This window comes from Deltaproteobacteria bacterium, from assembly GCA_016208165.1.
In the GTDB taxonomy this organism is placed as follows: Bacteria; Desulfobacterota; Desulfarculia; order JACQYL01; family JACQYL01; genus JACQYL01.
In genome coordinates, this window is sequence record JACQYL010000088.1 from 1 (window position 1) to 17,305 (window position 17,305).

The 17,305-nt window shown below is 53.2% G+C and carries 13 protein-coding genes; all 13 read left to right on the plus strand.

Annotated features, from left to right (window positions below; all coding sequences use genetic code 11):
• Positions 1-296: 296 nt before the first annotated feature.
• Positions 297-1,589 carry an efflux RND transporter periplasmic adaptor subunit gene (locus tag HY788_17180; GenBank protein ID MBI4775878.1) on the plus strand — a complete coding sequence of 431 codons (1,293 nt, stop codon included), beginning with the start codon at positions 297-299 and terminating at the stop codon, positions 1,587-1,589.
• Between the two features lie 12 nt (positions 1,590-1,601).
• Complete coding sequence (locus HY788_17185; GenBank protein ID MBI4775879.1) at positions 1,602-4,817, plus strand: efflux RND transporter permease subunit; 3,216 nt, start codon at positions 1,602-1,604, stop codon at positions 4,815-4,817.
• An 82-nt stretch (positions 4,818-4,899) separates the two neighbouring features.
• Positions 4,900-5,829: a radical SAM protein gene (locus tag HY788_17190; protein MBI4775880.1), complete on the plus strand. Its 930-nt coding sequence runs from the start codon at positions 4,900-4,902 to the stop codon at positions 5,827-5,829.
• A gap of 140 nt (positions 5,830-5,969) precedes the next feature.
• The gene (locus HY788_17195) at positions 5,970-7,166 is read left to right on the plus strand and encodes a PLP-dependent transferase (GenBank protein ID MBI4775881.1); all 1,197 of its coding nucleotides are present in this window, start codon (positions 5,970-5,972) and stop codon (positions 7,164-7,166) included.
• 237 nt (positions 7,167-7,403) lie between these two features.
• The gene (locus tag HY788_17200; GenBank protein MBI4775882.1) at positions 7,404-7,625 is read left to right on the plus strand and encodes a DUF2905 domain-containing protein; all 222 of its coding nucleotides are present in this window, start codon (positions 7,404-7,406) and stop codon (positions 7,623-7,625) included.
• A 59-nt stretch (positions 7,626-7,684) separates the two neighbouring features.
• Complete coding sequence (locus tag HY788_17205; GenBank protein ID MBI4775883.1) at positions 7,685-8,206, plus strand: hypothetical protein; 522 nt, start codon at positions 7,685-7,687, stop codon at positions 8,204-8,206.
• Between the two features lie 443 nt (positions 8,207-8,649).
• Positions 8,650-11,526, plus strand: a complete 2,877-nt coding sequence (locus HY788_17210) for a PAS domain S-box protein (protein ID MBI4775884.1) — start codon at positions 8,650-8,652, stop codon at positions 11,524-11,526.
• Positions 11,527-11,662: 136 nt separating this feature from the next.
• Positions 11,663-11,866 carry a hypothetical protein gene (locus HY788_17215; GenBank protein MBI4775885.1) on the plus strand — a complete coding sequence of 68 codons (204 nt, stop codon included), beginning with the start codon at positions 11,663-11,665 and terminating at the stop codon, positions 11,864-11,866.
• Between the two features lie 260 nt (positions 11,867-12,126).
• A complete protein-coding gene (locus HY788_17220) occupies positions 12,127-12,933 on the plus strand; it encodes a hypothetical protein (protein ID MBI4775886.1) in 807 nt (268 codons plus the stop codon).
• A gap of 775 nt (positions 12,934-13,708) precedes the next feature.
• The gene (locus HY788_17225) at positions 13,709-14,458 is read left to right on the plus strand and encodes a hypothetical protein (protein ID MBI4775887.1); all 750 of its coding nucleotides are present in this window, start codon (positions 13,709-13,711) and stop codon (positions 14,456-14,458) included.
• A 325-nt stretch (positions 14,459-14,783) separates the two neighbouring features.
• A complete protein-coding gene (locus HY788_17230; GenBank protein MBI4775888.1) occupies positions 14,784-16,151 on the plus strand; it encodes an acyclic terpene utilization AtuA family protein in 1,368 nt (455 codons plus the stop codon).
• A 1-nt stretch (position 16,152) separates the two neighbouring features.
• On the plus strand, positions 16,153-16,470 hold the full coding sequence (locus HY788_17235) for a DUF4387 domain-containing protein (GenBank protein ID MBI4775889.1): 318 nt from the start codon (positions 16,153-16,155) through the stop codon (positions 16,468-16,470).
• A gap of 156 nt (positions 16,471-16,626) precedes the next feature.
• Positions 16,627-17,305: class I SAM-dependent methyltransferase (locus HY788_17240; protein MBI4775890.1), on the plus strand; the 679-nt coding region annotated here is incomplete at its 3' end.

The window sequence follows — 17,305 nt, forward strand, 5'->3', positions numbered from 1 at the left end:
GCTCCATCAAAACCGAGCAGGCAGACTGCCTCCTTGCATCTGAACCGGTATCGAAGTCGCCGGATTGAGATCTTTTTCCAGAAAGGCACGGTATCCAACCCCCGAAGATTGACCGAGATCAAGTGCGAAAAATGATCGGACCGGTTTATTTCTCTTTGCCCAACCCCCGCTCCTAAGCAAGAAGAATGCCATTTTGTTAACATATTTATATAACTACATTTTATTGAATCGGGCGGCGGAACCACTCTGGAGATTGCCCAGAAATTGAGCAGTTTCCAAGGAGAAGTGTACTGAAATTGAGCAACGGGAAGTTGAGCGTCAGGTCGAGCCCATATCCCGCTCTCTCGATCGACCTGGCACGTACCGGGTTGCGCGTTTCGGATCTCTTCGCTGCTCGGAAGTGGGGGATTTGGATTGCAGAGGCGGGCCTGAAGCGTTATTATTTTACGATTGTCTTAATGACCAACTTCAGGGTGAACATGATGAATCATGGCCGGCGAACCGTATCTCAACGTTTAATTGCATGCCTCGGATGTCTTGTCCTGTGTCTGTCATGTGCAGCCACCGCCCCGTGGGCTCAACCGCCCGAGGGAAACGCGCCTCCTCCCGCGCCCGTCAAAGTGGGCCTGGTGACCGAAGAGACCGTAGATAGTCGGATAAGCCTTCTCGGCGCCGCTCGCCCATGGATCGAAACGCGTGTAGCTTCGGAAGAACCAGGCATCGTTCTAGACATGGAAGTGGAAGAAGGCGACTATGTTCAAAAAGGCGACGTGCTCTGCCAATTGGACTCGTCCGAGCTGAATTTTCAGGTTCGAGAGGCCGAGGGCGCTTTCGGGGAAACCAAAGCGCAGCTCGAGCGCGCCAAAAGGGAAATGGAACGCCAGGAAGCGTTGATCAGTAAGGCCAGCGTGGCTCAAAGAGCATATGATGACGCCCTGTTCGAGCACAGGGCGTTAACGGAGAAGTCGAAACAACTCGATGCTTCTTTGAATTTGATCCGGGATCGTTTGAGAAAAAAAACCGTTCGTGCGCCTCTTTCAGGCGTGGTGGTGGAACGATTCACCCAAGTGGGGGAATGGCTTAACGAGGGCGATGCCGTAGCCCACCTTTTTCTTGTCGACCCCTCGAAGGTGGTGGTGCCCGTGCCGGAAAAGTACATCCAACACCTCGCCGTCGGAGACAAGGCGACCATTGCCTTCGATGCGTTGGAGGGTGAGAAATTCACCGGCGAGCTGTATGCAATTATCCCCAAAGGGGACGAAGCGGCGCGGACCTTTCCGGTGCACATTCGATTGGCCAATCCGGGAAGAAGCGTCAAACCCGGTATGCTGGCCAGAGTGAACCTGGGAGTGGGGCAACCCCGAAAGGCGCTGCTCGTTTCCAAGGATGCCATCGTGCTCAGCGGAGCGGAACGATCCGTAGTAAAGATCAACGACGGAAAAGCCGTTCCCGTTTCGGTTCGCATGGGCGACGAGTATGACGGCCGCGTGGAAGTGGAGGGTGAACTCAAGCCCGGAGACCAGGTGGTGGTTCGAGGAAATGAACGTCTCTTCCCTGGCCAACCGGTTCGCATATTGAACGAGGGATAGCGGCCCGGTCCTATGAAACTAGTAGACTCAGCCATCAGATACCCCGTCACTGTTATCGTTGGCGTATTCTTTTTGGTGCTATTCGGGATTCTATCCTTAATGCGGATACCCGTCCAGCTGACCCCTGATGTGACGCGGCCCAATATCACCGTGACTACCATCTGGCGCGGCGCTTCTCCCCAGGAGATCGAGCGGGAGATCGTCGAACAGCAGGAGGAATACCTCCGAAGCGTGGAAGGGCTGGTTAAGCTGACCAGCGAGTCCGCGGACTCGATGGGCACGGTGACCCTCGAGTTCTCGGTAGGCACGGACGTGGAAGCCGCCCTGCTGAAGGTTTCCAACAAACTGGACCAGGTGCCTACCTATCCCGCGGACGCAGACAAGCCTATTATTGTATCCGCCGGCGAAAACGCACCGCCCATTGCCTGGATCATATTGGAGCGAGTTCGTGAGGATGCTCCTCAAATTTATACGCTCCTGGACTTTGCCGAGGATGAAATCCAGACGCGTCTGGAACGCGTCCCCGGCATCGCCAAGATCAACGTGTACGGCGGGCGCGAACGGGAAATGCAGGTGGTGTTCGACAGCGAGGCCGTGGCCGCGCGAAAGCTCACCATCAAGGAAATGCGCGACGCGCTCTCAGCCGCGAATCGGAATATTTCCGCGGGGGACTTTGACGAGGGCAAACGCCGGTATATCGCCCGCACGGAAGGCGAATTTCTGATCCCCGAAGATGCGGATCGGGTGACCGTGAAATGGGAGCAAGGGTCTCCTGTTATTATTAAGGACGTAGCCAAATCGCGATTCGGATACAAAAAGGCTACAAACGAGGTGCGCCAGAAAGGGAAATCCACGCTGGCCATCAATGCCGTCCGTCAGGCGGGAACCAACGTTCTTGAAGTCATGAACGGCCTGAAAAAAGGGATCGATGAACTGAACCAGGGAATTCTGGCCTCGAAGGGTTTAAGGCTCCAGCAGGTCTATGACGAGACCGAATACATTGACAGCGCCATCGAGTTGGTCCGGCAGAACCTCTGGGTAGGGGGTACGCTGGCCATCTTGGTGCTGCTGTTTTTTCTCCGCAGCTTCTCCACCACTCTGATCATCGCCACGGCCATACCGATATCCATTGTAGGGACGTTCATACTGATGGTGGCCCTGGGGCGAAACATCAATGTGATCTCCCTGGCAGGCATGTCTTTTGCCGCAGGCATGGTGGTGGACAACTCTATTGTGGTGCTCGAGAATATTTATAGGCTTCACCAGCAGGGCGAGAGCAAAGCCAAGGCGGCTTACCACGGTACGTCGGAAGTATGGGGTGCGGTTTTGGCGAGCACCCTCACCACCGTCGCAGTTTTTCTTCCCGTCATTTTTGTGGAGGAAGAGGCGGGCCAACTGTTTCGGGACATTTCCATTGCCGTGAGCTGTTCCGTTTTTCTGAGCCTCTTGGTTTCGATCACCGTAATTCCCTCTCTCGCGGCTCGCATCATCCGGCGAGCGAATTCGGGAGATCCTGCTTCCGTCGGCGGCCGATTCCGGCGGGGATTCCATAACCTGTTCGGGCTGGCCCACCTGGGGACGATTCTGACGCAGAGCCTGGGGCGCTTCATCTACTGGGTATGCGGCAGTAAAGTTCTTCGTTTGGCCGTTGTAATGATCATGACCGGACTGTCTCTGGGCATAGCCTGGGTCTTGTCTCCGCAGACGGAATACCTTCCCGGAGGAAATCGGAATCTCATCCTCGGGATCATGATCCCTCCGCCGGGATACAACCTGGACGAATACCGCGAAGTCGCGGAGACCGTTGAATCCACCCTGAGGCCCTATTGGGAAGACGGATCGGGTAGCGGTAAGCCGAGCCCTTCCGATCCCCCTCATATCCAGAACTTCTTTTTCGTGGCTTGGCAGAAACAATTGTTCATGGGTGCTTCGACTTCAGACCCAAACCGGGCTCGGGAACTGATTCCTCTGATGCAAGACGCACTGGCTCATGTTCCGGGCATGATACCCATCGTGCTTCAAACGAGCCTTTTCGAGCGAGGCATAGGCCAAGGAAGAAGCATCGATGTGGACATCAGCGGTCCGGATCTGAGGCGGCTGATTGATTTTGGAGGTCGTGTTTTTGGCGCGACCAAGGGGTTAATTCCTGATGCCCAGATTTTGCCGGTACCCAGTCTAGACCTGGGGAATCCGGAAGTCCGGGTGATACCGGCCAGGAGGCGGAGCGCGAGAGTCGGACTCACAGCCGAGGAGATCGGGTTGAATGTGGATGCATTATTGGACGGCGCCAAGGTGGGAGAGGTGCGGCCGGAGGGCAAACGGATAGACCTTACCCTGATGGGGCAGGAGACCACGATTCGTCATACTCAGGATTTCCGGGACTTATTGCTGAATTCCCCAACGGGTGAGCGGATTACACTCGGCACGGTGGCCGACGTGTATCTCGTAGACAGTCCGACTCAGATCAATCATATCGAGAGTCAGAGGGCCATTACCATAAGGGTCAGCCCGCCGGAGGACATGCCACTCCAGACGGCTATGGATACCATCCAGAACAAGGTGGTAAAGCCCCTCACCGACTCCGGAGAATTGAAGCCGCCTTACCGCGTCTCGATTTCCGGGACTGCCGACGACTTGACTCGCACCCGGAAGGCCCTCCAGTGGAATTTCCTGCTGGCCCTGGTGATCACATTCCTGTTGATGAGCGCCCTTTTCGAGAACTTCCTATACCCGCTCATCATCATGTTCAGCGTGCCGCTGGCGGCCGCCGGCGGATTTCTGGGCCTGTACCTCACCTCGCATTTCATCGCATACAGCGCATTGGACGTGTTGACCATGCTGGGATTCGTGATTCTTGTCGGGGTGGTGGTGAACAACGCCATACTCATTGTGTATCAGGCGTTGAACTTCATGCGCGAGGCCGGACTTGAACCCCGGAACGCGATTCGGAGGTCGGTGGAAGTGCGCATTCGACCGATCTTCATGACCGCGTTGACGTCGGTTTTCGGTATGCTCCCATTGGTGCTTTTTCCCGGAGCCGGATCCGAGCTTTACCGGGGCCTGGGAAGCGTAGTCGTGGGCGGTCTGATCGTATCTACCGTTTTTACGCTTATTCTGGTCCCTTCCCTGTTTTCCCTGGCCATGGACTTGTGGATGAAGACCAGGCAGGCGATCGAAGGACCCGATCAGGGGGAAAAGCCATTGGAGGTGGAGGGCAAAACTTCGTGATCCGTACCGGCCGCGATGCCCGCCGTCGAGACTTCAGCGCCGCGTTCGCCCGTAAGCAATCGATCTCGATATCCGAGGAACCATGACCGCCACCGTTTCTTTCTTCGCTCCCGCGTTCAAACGATACGACGCCGACGGTTTCAGCAACGTGACCCGCTGTGGAACCTCGATGGTGAGCGTAACCGGAGAATGGTGCGCTCTTCAGTGCGGCCACTGCGCGGGCGGCATTCTGAAGCATGCCAGAGCCGCAACCACCCCGGAGAAGCTGATGGAACAGGCGCATCGGCTGGTGCAAAAAGGGGGAGACAGTATACTGATCAGCGGCGGGTCTCGCCCGGACGGTTCGGTTCCGCTCGAGCCCTTCGTGCCGACGATGCGGCGGATCAAAGAAGAGTTGGGACTCAAGATCCTGGTCCACACCGGCCTCGTAAACGAGGCCTCGGCCGACGCGCTGGCTCGGGCGCCGATCGATTGCGCCATGCTCGACGTGGTGGGCGATGACAGAACCATTCGTCAGGTGCTACACCTGAACGCAAGCACCGACGACTTCGAACGGGCGCTCGTCCTGTTGGAAGAAAGGCGAATCCCTTCAGCGCCCCATGTGGTTCTCGGTCTCGGTTTTGGGGAAGTCCGTGGCGAGTCCGTGGCCTTCCGCATGATTCGGGGCAAGGTCATTTCCTCCCTGGTTCTGGTCCTGTTCCGCCCCACCCCCCACACTCCCATGAGCCGGTGTCGTCCTCTCGATCCCGAGGATGCGGGACGTCTGTTTCGGGAAGCCAGGAGTTTGTTTCCGGAGGTTCCCGTAGTCCTGGGTTGCGAACGCCCCATGGGCCGGCACAGGGACCGAACGGATCTTCTTGCCATCGAGGCCGGACTGGACGGCATAGCGTTCCCGTCCGATTCGGCGCTTCGAAAAGCGCGCGAGGACGGCTTGGCTGTCCGGTATCGGACCGAGTGCTGCTCCATGATCGGAGCCGCCTTTTCCCCAACGGGAACCGAGCGAAAACCGTAATCCGGGGGCTTTCTATCGGCCACTGGAATCGTGATTGGAAGATACGTAGAAAATTGTTGTAGGATGTTCCCGCGTAAATGATTATTTTCTTATTGCCTTTTCGCGGCCCCCTCGATAGACCGTTTGATCAGGAGAACCTCATGTCATTGAAGCATAGCAAGCCCGGCGCCGGAAAGTTCACCAGGGCCATCCATGGCGGCGAAATGGACCCCAGCCTGTTCGGAGAGGTGTCCATACCCATTTTTCAGACCTCCACGTTCGCCTTCCCGACCGCTGAAGAAGGGGCGGCGCGTTTTACCGGAGAACGGCCGGGATACATCTACACGCGCCTCAAGAATCCGACTATAGACGCACTGGAAAGATGCGTGGCCGATCTCGAGGGGGCTTACGCGGCGGCGGCAACGGCGTCGGGAATGGGGGCGGTGAGCACCGTTTGCTTTGCCCTGCTGGAAAGCGGTTCGCATGTGGTGGCATCGGAAGTATTGTACGGTCCCAGCCGTGTGCTGATCGAGAGGGAGTTTTCCAGATTCGGGGTTCAGGCCACCTTCGTGGATACCACGGATACCGGGAATGTAGTTCAGGCCCTGAGAAGCAACACCCGGTTGGTGCTTTTGGAAACACCCGCAAACCCCACCATGGGTGTGACCGACATTCAAGCCACGGCGGACATCGCGCACGATGCAGGCGTGATACTGGCCGTAGACAATACGTTTGCGAGCCCCTACCTGCAGCGCCCGCTTGAACGGGGAGCGGACGTAGTGATCGAAAGCTGCACCAAATTCCTGAACGGGCATGCCGATGTCGTAGGAGGAATGGTGGCGGCCCGCAGTGAAACGGTATACAAACGAATCAGGCATGCGCTCACGTTGTGCGGCGGCACCATGGATCCCCACCAGGCATGGTTGATCTTGAGGGGCGTTCGCACGTTGCCATTGAGATTGGAGCGTGCTCAGGATAATGCCATGAAGCTGGCCTTTTTCCTGAGCGACCATCCCAAGGTACTGTGGGTGAAGTATCCCGGCCTGCCGGATCATCCTCAGCACCAAATCGCCCGGAAGCAGATGGACGGTTTTGGCGCCATGCTCTGCTTTGGGGTCAGAAACGGGGTCCAAGGGGGAAGGACGGTCATGAACCATGTCCAGACCATTACGCTGGCCGTTTCTCTGGGAGGTGTGGAATCGCTGATCGAACATCCGGCGTCCATGACCCATACCGGCCTGTCCAAAGAACAACGGGAAAAGGCCGGCATTTTTGACGAATTGATCCGGCTATCGGTCGGTTGCGAGGATTTTGAAGATCTTCGTGACGATCTGGACCGTGCCTTGGAGCAGGTATAATTGCTGAGGGAAACGCACCCCTTCACAGGCGGGCGGAGCCTTTCATTGAAGTTCCCCTCAGGCTCCTTTCAAATGTCCCGATCGACTGCCGCACCGCCTCTTGCGAAGCGGCCGGGACCCTGGAAGCGTTTCGCCACGGCTGACGTCCATTTGACGTTGAAAGCACGGCTGCACTATAGTATCCACACGCCTGTTACGAAACAGATGCTTTGGCCGGGTTGAAGGAGCTACCGCCGCATGTCTCCATTACAGGAATTTGGAAAAAGTCTGATCATTCTCGGAGCGGTGATCGCTGTCGTGGGGCTGTTCCTGGTACTGGTTCCTAAGATACCCTGGTTGGGACGATTGCCGGGCGATATCCTGGTCAAGAAGGAGCACTATAGTTATTACTTTCCACTGGGCACCTGCCTCTTGATCAGCATCGTTCTGAGCCTGATACTATGGCTTTTTCGCAGATGACCGTATTCGCCGAGGGACACGTTTCAGGGGTATCGTCACATATTTAAAGAGGTTTTTCGATGGAGGAACATCCTTTTCATTGCGAGGAATGTGGAGGCCACACCTTCATTGTGGTCCACACATACGAAATATGTACTCATGATCTTCGCATGCTGACCTGCCGGTGTGGAAAGCGATCCGACGCCGTGGCGGCCCACCAGGACGTAGTGAGCAGGGAGGAGTACGTGGAATGGGGGCCGCTGGACCAGGAGCATAACTGGAACTACGAAGCCAAGAATATGGAAGAGTTGGATGAATCCCGCGAGGAATCTCACGTTCTTTGCGAACCGTGTACACGCCGGGCGGAGAAATCGGACTGGACGAGCATCGATCGGTACACCGAGGCTATACGTCACGAATTCTATCTGTTCTGTCAGACGTGTGAACGGGAAATCGAATTCGGGTGGACCGAACCCGGCCGAGGGGGCGGCATCTGGCCGGTGGAGAGCGTGGATTTCGATCCATCCAAATGCTGGCCCGAGCCTCGGCACCTCGGATCCTGGATCGAAAGAGGATGGTACAACCTGAATCACTCGGACTGATCCGGAATAAGGCTCTCCTCGAATTTCCTCCGGAATGCTCGAGTTCATTCCTCGTTCCATTCGAGGGAACAAGTGCGGGTTTCACCGGGAGGGGGATGGAACACCTCGTCATCGGTTCCAACGCGTTCGGCGCCGCCTTCCAATTCGAGTTTCCACAAGAGGAACCTCCGGCGTTAGTATTGGACAAATACCATTTCTTGAGCTTTACCGGCTCGTGCTTCGCCCAAAAAAAGGATGTAGTTTTCTAACAAAATGTCGATACATAATCATATCATCGCAGGCAGATCCGTCATTTCACTATGGATGTAGCATACTTGAAGGATTCCACCTCGTTGGCGAGAAAGACGACGGTCCCTTACCTCTGAAGAGCTGATGAAGAAGAACTCTGGTCCGCGTATTGCGTTTGGTTTTTCACTGCACCAGGCCCGTAAAGGAGCCTGAACATGGCAGGAACACGGATACTCCTTGTTGAAGCCGATGTCCCGATCGGAAAAGAGCTGGCAGTCCTGCTGGCGGGCCTGGGGTATTCCATTACCTCCGTCGTTCATTCCGGCCGGAACGCCGTGCAGAAGGCTCTGGAACAAAGGCCGGACGTGATTCTCATGGACGTCGCCTTGAAGGGAGACATGGACGGCGTCGCTGCCGCCGACGAAATTCTGTCCCATGCGGATATCCCCATTGTTTTCAGTCTGGCCCGAGGAGACAAGGAAGAGCTTCAAGCAACCAAACCAATCCCTCCTTACGGTTACGTCCTCAAGCCCTATCAGAAACGGGAACTCGAAATGGCCGTCGAAACGGCTCTCTATGTAGCTCGCATGTCCTCCGAACAAAAGCGCACGAACGAGAAATTACGACGTCAGAAAGAATACCTGGACGCCCTGCATGAAACCAGCCTCGGACTGCTCAAGAGATTGAAACTCGGCGACCTCCTCGAGGACATTGTCTCCCGAGCCTGCGCTCTGGTTGGATGCGATCATGGATACATACACTTGTACGAGCCGGAAACGGACAGCTTGGAAATCAAGGCCGGCTGGGGTCCGTTCGATAAGAGCATAGGCTTCAGACTCAATCCCGGACTGGGCCTCGTGGGAAAAGTGTTTGAAACGGGCGCTCCAATAATGGTCGATGATTACAGAACCTGGCAGGAACGCCTTCCGGACCCCAAGTTCGAGCGGATTCGCGCCGCAGTGGCCATGCCTCTCAAGTCCGGAACCCACGTTCACGGCGTCATTGCGCTGGTATACCGGGAGGAAGGAAAAACCTTCGGTGATGAAGAAATCGATATAGTGAGCCGATTTGCCGAACTTGCATCCATCACTCTGGAAAACGTACGGTTATACGATGCGATCGAGCGCGAACTGGATGAAAGGAAGCGCGCCGAGGCGGCACTAAAGGAAAGCGAGGAGAAATACAGGCTCCTTATCGAAAACTCCGGAGACATCGTGTACGCCTTGGGTCCGGATTTTCGGCACACGTATGTCAGCCCTGTGGTCGAGCGTCTGACGGGGTACACAGCCGAAGAAGCAACAAGACAGACCATAGATGAGATTTTCACGCCCTCATCCGCTGAGATTCTCAGGACGGCCTACCGGCGAAGGATCCGCGAAGAAGCAACCGGAATTCACAGGGATGATGTGGAACGCTGGGAGCTGGAACACAAGCACAAAGACGGCTCGACGGTTTGGGGCGAGGTAAGTGTGAAGCCCATACGCGACGCGGCCGGACGGTTCGCCGGACTTCAGGGTGTTACACGGGATATCACCGCCCGGAAGCAGGCTGAGAGGGCCCTACTGGAGAGCGAAGAGAAATACCGCCTGGTAGCCTATGCGACCTCGGATATCATTTTCGAGTTTCGGCTTGAAGACGGAGTGTACACATATATCTCGCCGAATTGCGAACAGATATTGGGATACACGGCCGAAGAGCTCTCGAGTTCTTCATTTTTCATGAAGCGCCACATGGTTCGGCCGGAAGATCTCGAGGAAATCAAGAAGACATACGTTGCCGCGCTTAAAGGACCTGACAGGCAGCTGACCTATGAGTTCAGAGTAAGATGCAAGAACGGGGATGTGAAACACCTGCTGGAGAGCTGCATGTTCATACGAGATGCCGATGGGAAAGTCACCACAATGATCGGCTCTTACAAAGACGTTACCGAAAAGAAGCGAATGGAGGCCCAGCTTCGCCAGGCTCAGAAAATGCAAGCCATCGGCACGTTGGCAGGCGGCATTGCTCATGACTTCAACAACATTCTCGCGGCCATCATGGGCTACACCGAACTGGCCCTCATCCATCTTCAGGAGGACCATCCGGCCAGGAAGAAGCTCGGGCAGGTGCTCAAATCGGGGGAGCGGGCCAAAAGCCTCGTGCACCAGATCCTCAGTTTCAGCAGACAAACCGATCAGGAACGAAGGCCGTTGGAGCTTGGCCCAATCGTCAAGGAGGCGTTGAAGTTGTTGAGGGCGTCGCTTCCCAGCACCATCGAGATCAAGAGACATGTGACGACAAACCCCGCCGTCGTGCTGGCGGATCCCACTCAGATCCATCAATTGATCATGAACTTGTGTACGAATGCGGCCCATGCCATGCGGCGAAACGGCGGCGTGCTGGAAATCAGCCTCGAACGGGCGGAGTTGGATGAACGTTCAGCCGGTCAATACGCGGACTTGGGTTCCGGAACATACCAGAGGCTGACCGTCAGCGACACGGGTCACGGTATGGACCAGAAAACGTTGGAACGGATCTTCGAACCGTTTTTTACCACCAAAGCGCCGGGAGAGGGAACCGGCATGGGATTGGCCGTTGTTCACGGCATTGTGAAAAGCCACGAAGGAGCCATAGCGGTCTATAGTGAACCGGGAGTCGGCTCCACGTTCCGGGTCTATTTGCCGGAAATCCAAATGGAAGCGAAAAAAGAACCGTCGGCGGATGTGGAAACCGCGCCCGAGGGCGGCGAGCGCATCCTGTTTGTGGATGACGAACATTTGCTCGTGGATATCGGCCGGCAAACCTTGGAAAGGCTGGGGTACAGAGTGACCGGTCTGACGTCCGCCACCGAAGCGCTGGACCTGTTCAGGAAAGCGCCGGACGAGTTCGATCTGGTGATCACGGATCAGACCATGCCGAACGTGACCGGGATCCATCTGGCGACGGAGATGCTGATGGTGCGGCCCGATATGCCGATCATACTCTGCACCGGATTCAGTCATGACGCCACATCCGAGAAAGCCCTGGCATGCGGGATCAAGCGATTTTTGATGAAGCCCGTGACCGCTCGCGAGGTGGCCAAGGTCGTCCGGGAAGTGCTCGATGGCTGTTGAGGGAGTACCTATAACTTAAACGATAATGGCTTCGCGCATCTTGTATGCCACCTCTTCTTTTGTATCTGTTCAGGGGCATACGGGGAGATTCCCTGGAATCCGCCCGTGAAGGGATCGTATCGCGGATTTCGCTCCTGTGAACAAATACGGCTCACGGATTGCCTGCACGGCGGTGGTTTCTTTTTCGGCCGATCACATTCCGGCGAGTAAGGCGCGCACATTGCGTTTACCGGCATTGAAGGATTCAGCGGGTATGGTTGAGCACGGTGTTTTTCAAACATCGATGCAAGCTATACGTGAACTCAGCATCTACATCCTCAAACGGGTCCATCAGGGGTGAGAAGCCCTGCGGATGACTTTTAAAATGAGAGTCGCCGATCCGCATAACACGACATACCAAAATTTGAATGCAGAGATAACTCATTAATATTCTTCTGGCTAACGAGATAACAAAAAGATCGACAAGGGCTTCTTAGACATTCAGTAACAAACAGCTCGCATCCGATGCCGAGCATCTAACTATCGTTGAACACCTGCTTCACTCAGCATTCAGTCTTTATCGTTAGCCCGCGGCCAACTTTTCGAAAAGGAGAAGCGAAAGTGCGATTGTTTCTCTACATTTTGGCGGCTTCAAATGATCCTGACACCGTGGAATGCTTGGTACCTTACTTGGTGAATGAAGAAGAGATATTCTTCGGCCCATGCAAGCGATCCTTGCGAAAGGCATTTCGTAAGCAATATCTCAAGACAGCGAACGACTTCTTTCTTGAGGAAGAAGTGATCATAGTGGGTGTGAATGGAAGCAACCGGCATCGGAATCGGAAGATAGTGTGGGCAGGTCGTGTTGTTCGTCTGATGACTTTTGAAACCGCCTATGAGGCACTTCATGGGTCCAAGTATCAGGAAATGCGAGAGAGAGAGGATTCTCCGCTTCACCTGAAGCCGCTGTATGATGAGGGTGAATTTCAGGGATATGCGCACTGCTCACTCATGCACAGTAAACTGGACGGATGGATTCGAGATCTGACTCATAGCAGCAATCCTCACGTGCGACGAGAGGGAAATCGGTTATTGCTGGTGCCGGGTACGGATCGGCACCAAGCTTTTCCTCGCGATTGCTGTTTTGTGCTTGACAGGATATTCTTCGCCCAAGGTGCTGGGATTCCTATCAGCGAAGAAATGGTTGAAGTCCTGAGAAGAGTTCAACCTGAGAGAGAGGGCATCGGTGATTATGCTATCTTTGGGCAGCGAATCGATGAGAGTGCAGATGGTCGCACAGGGCGCTGGCTGGAAATATCAGGGAGTGAAGCGGAGAAGCTGTTGAAGCAAATTGAGGAGGGGGTTCCGAGTTCACCAGAGGAAAAGGACGTTAAAGAAATTCGTTTCAAGTCGTGTAATTGCCGGTGAGAGTTCAGAGGCCGCTGGCTACCCGCATGCACGCGACCGCCCTACCGAGAACCTTTATGAGGTTAGCACCGCTTTTGAAGCGCGTTGAGGCAAGTTTGGCGTTACTGCGAAACCAGTGAGGAATATTGGGGATGTGCATGTTTTAAACTTTACAACGCATTGCCGGTGTACGGATGATGGGAGACGAGCGTATTCTCGGAGAGAGCGAACTCATGGAAAATGTACTCAGGTCGGCGGGTGAAACGCTCGAGGAAAAATTTGAGTTCAAAGCCCGCGGGTATGATTTCAACCGAGTCATTTCCCGTGTGCCGAATCGATGGGTATGACCCCCAAGGAAGTGACGGCATTCGGTAAATCGCCGCAAACGGTCAAGGCTCTGGCGCTCTTATGTTATTGGGCGCATCGAAAGGTTGGGATGACCGCTACTGAGATTGCCGGGAGGCTCGAGATCACTCGACCGGCGGCAAGTCGCTTGTCGAAACCGGGAGAACAGATTGAAAAAGAATATCCATTTAGTTTGATTGGAAAATAAAGGTATAAAAGCATGGGCGTCTCCATGAACCCCTCAGACAAACGTCTGGGCCACCCGCCGGCTTTTACAGTCTGTATAAACCGGGACAAGTTTTTCGGGGAATTGCATCGAGGGCACTATTTTATGGTATTTAGAACCAATTATGAAAAGTTGCAGCAACTTCTTATATAGAAAAGCACAGCCTGTGTTTGCAGTTTTACACAGACTGTATACTTATTGTTAGATATGAAATGAGAAACCAGTATGCCTGAGTTATCGACATTGGTCCAAATAGCCTGCATAGCACTTACGACTATAGCGACTATTGTCCTTGCCTTCTTAACCGGAAAGTATGTCCGGCTTACACATTCGCTGTTAGAGGAAACTAAATCGCAAAAGGAACCGAACGTATGGATTGATTTGGAGCTTTCTCGTAACCAAGCGAAATTGTTAATTGGTAACTCTGGTACCTCACCTGCAAAGAACCTAAGATTCGAAGTTAAAGATAATATACCTTGGCGTCAAGACAAAGATTATAATAGAACTCTTGAGACACTTCATCCATGTAAAAATGGTATTTCATATTTAGCCCCTTCCAGAATACTTAAATACATTGCCGGATTCATAGACAATAAACGAACCTTTTCTGAATTGGATAGCATTGTTGAGATAAAACTCAATTACGAAACTGAAACAGGCAAGGAAGTTTCCCGAGAGTTTGTTATCGATATTGGTCAATATTATGGAGTTCTATTTGAATCTTTTAAGAACCCCGCCTCTGAAATAGCTGATGCTATTAAAGATGTTGAGCGTGCTCAGAGGTCAAATCGTACCAGCGAGCAATCCTGGTCGAATTTTTCCAAGAAAAACTGTCCATTTTGTGGTGAGCGGATTAGCCATGAAGCAAAAAAATGTCCGCATTGTTTGGAATTTTTGCCCGATGATGAAAAAGAAAAAGTGGCAAGCTTTAACAATGCTAATTCAGCCGATACAAAAAACCGTGCGCCTGATTAGCGCCGTTCAACTCAACACTTCGGGGTCAGGTCTTGCTTTTTGATATCTTTCCTCTCGGGGCCACCTTTTCAGAATAATTATCCTATGACCGAATATTCATAGCCTGATTTTATTAAGGATACCAATATAATCCGTACCCAGGCGACGGAACGTCCCTGATTTAGGAAAATGCAACTAGTGCGTCTCTTGAATAGTAACAACAAATTTCTGTATAGCGCAGAACAGTTAGTCCTTAATATTTCCCGAGCGATCATCAAAACGAAGGCATGGAAATGCATTCCTTTGGAGTCAAAGGATTAAATTCATAAGATTAAGAGATAAAAGAATGCCGGCGCAAAAACGATTCAAAATATTATCACCGACTGCTATCTTGGGATACGGGTTCCCGTTGAATTCATTCGCCAGAGGAATGGAAGAGCGCCCTGATCTTATAGCAGTAGATGGCGGTTCCACAGATCCAGGCCCCTACTATCTGGGATCAGGTAAATCTTTTACCAGCAAAGAAGGAGTAAAACGAGATCTGGCTATCATTATAGAAGCCGGACTTAAAGCCGGAATCCCTGTTGCTGTTGGTACCGCTGGAGGTTCCGGGGCTGCTCCTCATCTACAATGGTGCGCCGATATTGTCAGAGAGATTGCTCAAGAGAAGAAAATTTCTTTCAAACTCGGCATTATTCCAGGAGATGTTGAAAAAAGGACCGTCAAAAAAGCATTGGCTCAGAACCGGATCAAACCATTAGATCATACTGATCTTCTTACAGAAACCGCGATAAATGAATCAACACATATCGTAGCTCAAATGGGCATTGAACCGTTTATTACAGCCCATGAGCAAGGGTGCGAGGTTATATTGGCAGGACGAGCCTATGATCCGGCGCCATTTGCGGCTTTGGCCGTTTTGATGGGTTATCGCAAAGGTCTTGCCCTCCATATGGGAAAGATTCTTGAATGTGCTGCTATTGCAGCCACGCCTGGTTCAGGTTCGGACTGCGTTTTAGGAGTCGTTGAACAGGACAGTTTTGTACTCAAGGCCTTGAGTCCGGAAAGGAAATTCACTCGGTTATCCGTAGCCGCTCATTCGCTGTACGAAAAATCAGATCCTTACCACCTTCATGGACCTGATGGTCACATAGATCTTACGCAATGCCGTTTCACCGAATTAGAAGAAGGTATGGTCAGAGTATCCGGCAGTCAGTTTATTCCATCCGAGAAAACCTATATCAAACTTGAGGGTGCTTGCCCGGCTGGGTTTCGTACAATTTCAATTGCCGGGATACGGGATCCCGTCCTCATTGATAAAATTGATTCTGTATTAAAAGATGTAATTCAAAAGATTCAACCCTTTTTCCCCGGTTTGAATATGAACGACAGACTGCAAATAAGGCAATATGGCGCCTGTGGTGTTATGGGAGTTTTGGAACAAGAGAAGCAGAAGGGGCATGAACTGGGACTTGTCATTGAAGCTCTGGGGGATACCCAGGAAGAAGCTGATGCATTATGCAGCTTGTATCGCTCCACTCTTCTGCACTATGGGTATGAAGGCAGGGTGGCTACTGCAGGCAACCTTGCTTTTCCATTTTCTCCATCGGATTTGTCGGCTGGAAGGGTATACCATTTTTCGATCTATCATCTCATGGAGATCGATGCTGAGGAATTATTCCCTTTAAGATGTGAAACAGTCAGAGGAAACTGAAATGAAGCTGACAGATATCGCAACTGTCATACGCAGTAAAAATGCAGGCCCTTTTCTCCTGACTCTGGACATAATGTTCAAAGATCGGTTTACATATGAAAAATTCAAAAAAGCAGGCCTAATGACAAAGGAAAGAGCGGCAGACATATATGGCATCGAGGTAGATGACATTCAATCCGTAACTTTTTTTGATCCGGCGGATGCCGTGAAAATTACGTTTACAAGGCCAATTGTTTCCGGTGGTCTTGGCGATACCGATATATATGGCGCCCAGCAACACGTTCCTTTAATGAACTGGGAGTTTTCTCTGAATTTGTAATGACAGATCGAGCAGAACTAGCCGCAGAGAAATTTTCTAGTACTCAAGCATAATTATCCGACGGCTAAATATTCATAGCCCGATTGTATTAAGGATACCAGTGCAATACATAACAGGCAACGGGATAATAGTTAGGCCGTCGAAGGATTGAGAATTATGGACACATCGAAGTTCTACGACATCACTCACCGTGAACATGTGGTATGCAATCCCACGAGCGAGGAAAAACTGGCGCGTCTCGTGGAACTTCTGCGCCTCCCGACCAACGCGCAGGTGGTTGACATTGCGTGTGGTAAGGGCGAGTTCCTGATTCGCCTGGCGGAAGCCTATGGCGCTCGTGGCATGGGCATCGACATTTCTCCTTTCTTCATCGCCGATGCAGAGAGAAGGCTCAAGGCGCGGGCGCCGAGTGCCGGCATCACCTTCACTCAGATGAATGGTGCGGATTTCAAGCCGGACGAGCCGCACAGCTTAGATCTAGCGTCATGTATCGGCGCCGGTTGGGTCTTCGGGGGGCATGCTAATACTCTCGAAGCTCTGATCGGCATGGTGAGGCCCGGCGGCTGGCTGATCGTGGGAGAGCCATACTGGCGGCAGGAGCCGTCAGGGGATTACCTAGAGGCATCCGGGTGCGCGCGAGAGGACTTCGGGAGCCACTCTTCGAATGCAGAAGCCGGAGAGCGGCGAGGAACGGAGCTCGTTCACACCATCGTGAGCAGCAAGGACGACTGGGACAGGTATGAGGGCCTCCAATGGTTCGCGACAGACGAGTACGCTCGCACCCATCCAGATGATCCGGACTTGACGGAGGTGGCTGAGCGCGTGAGCAAGGCGA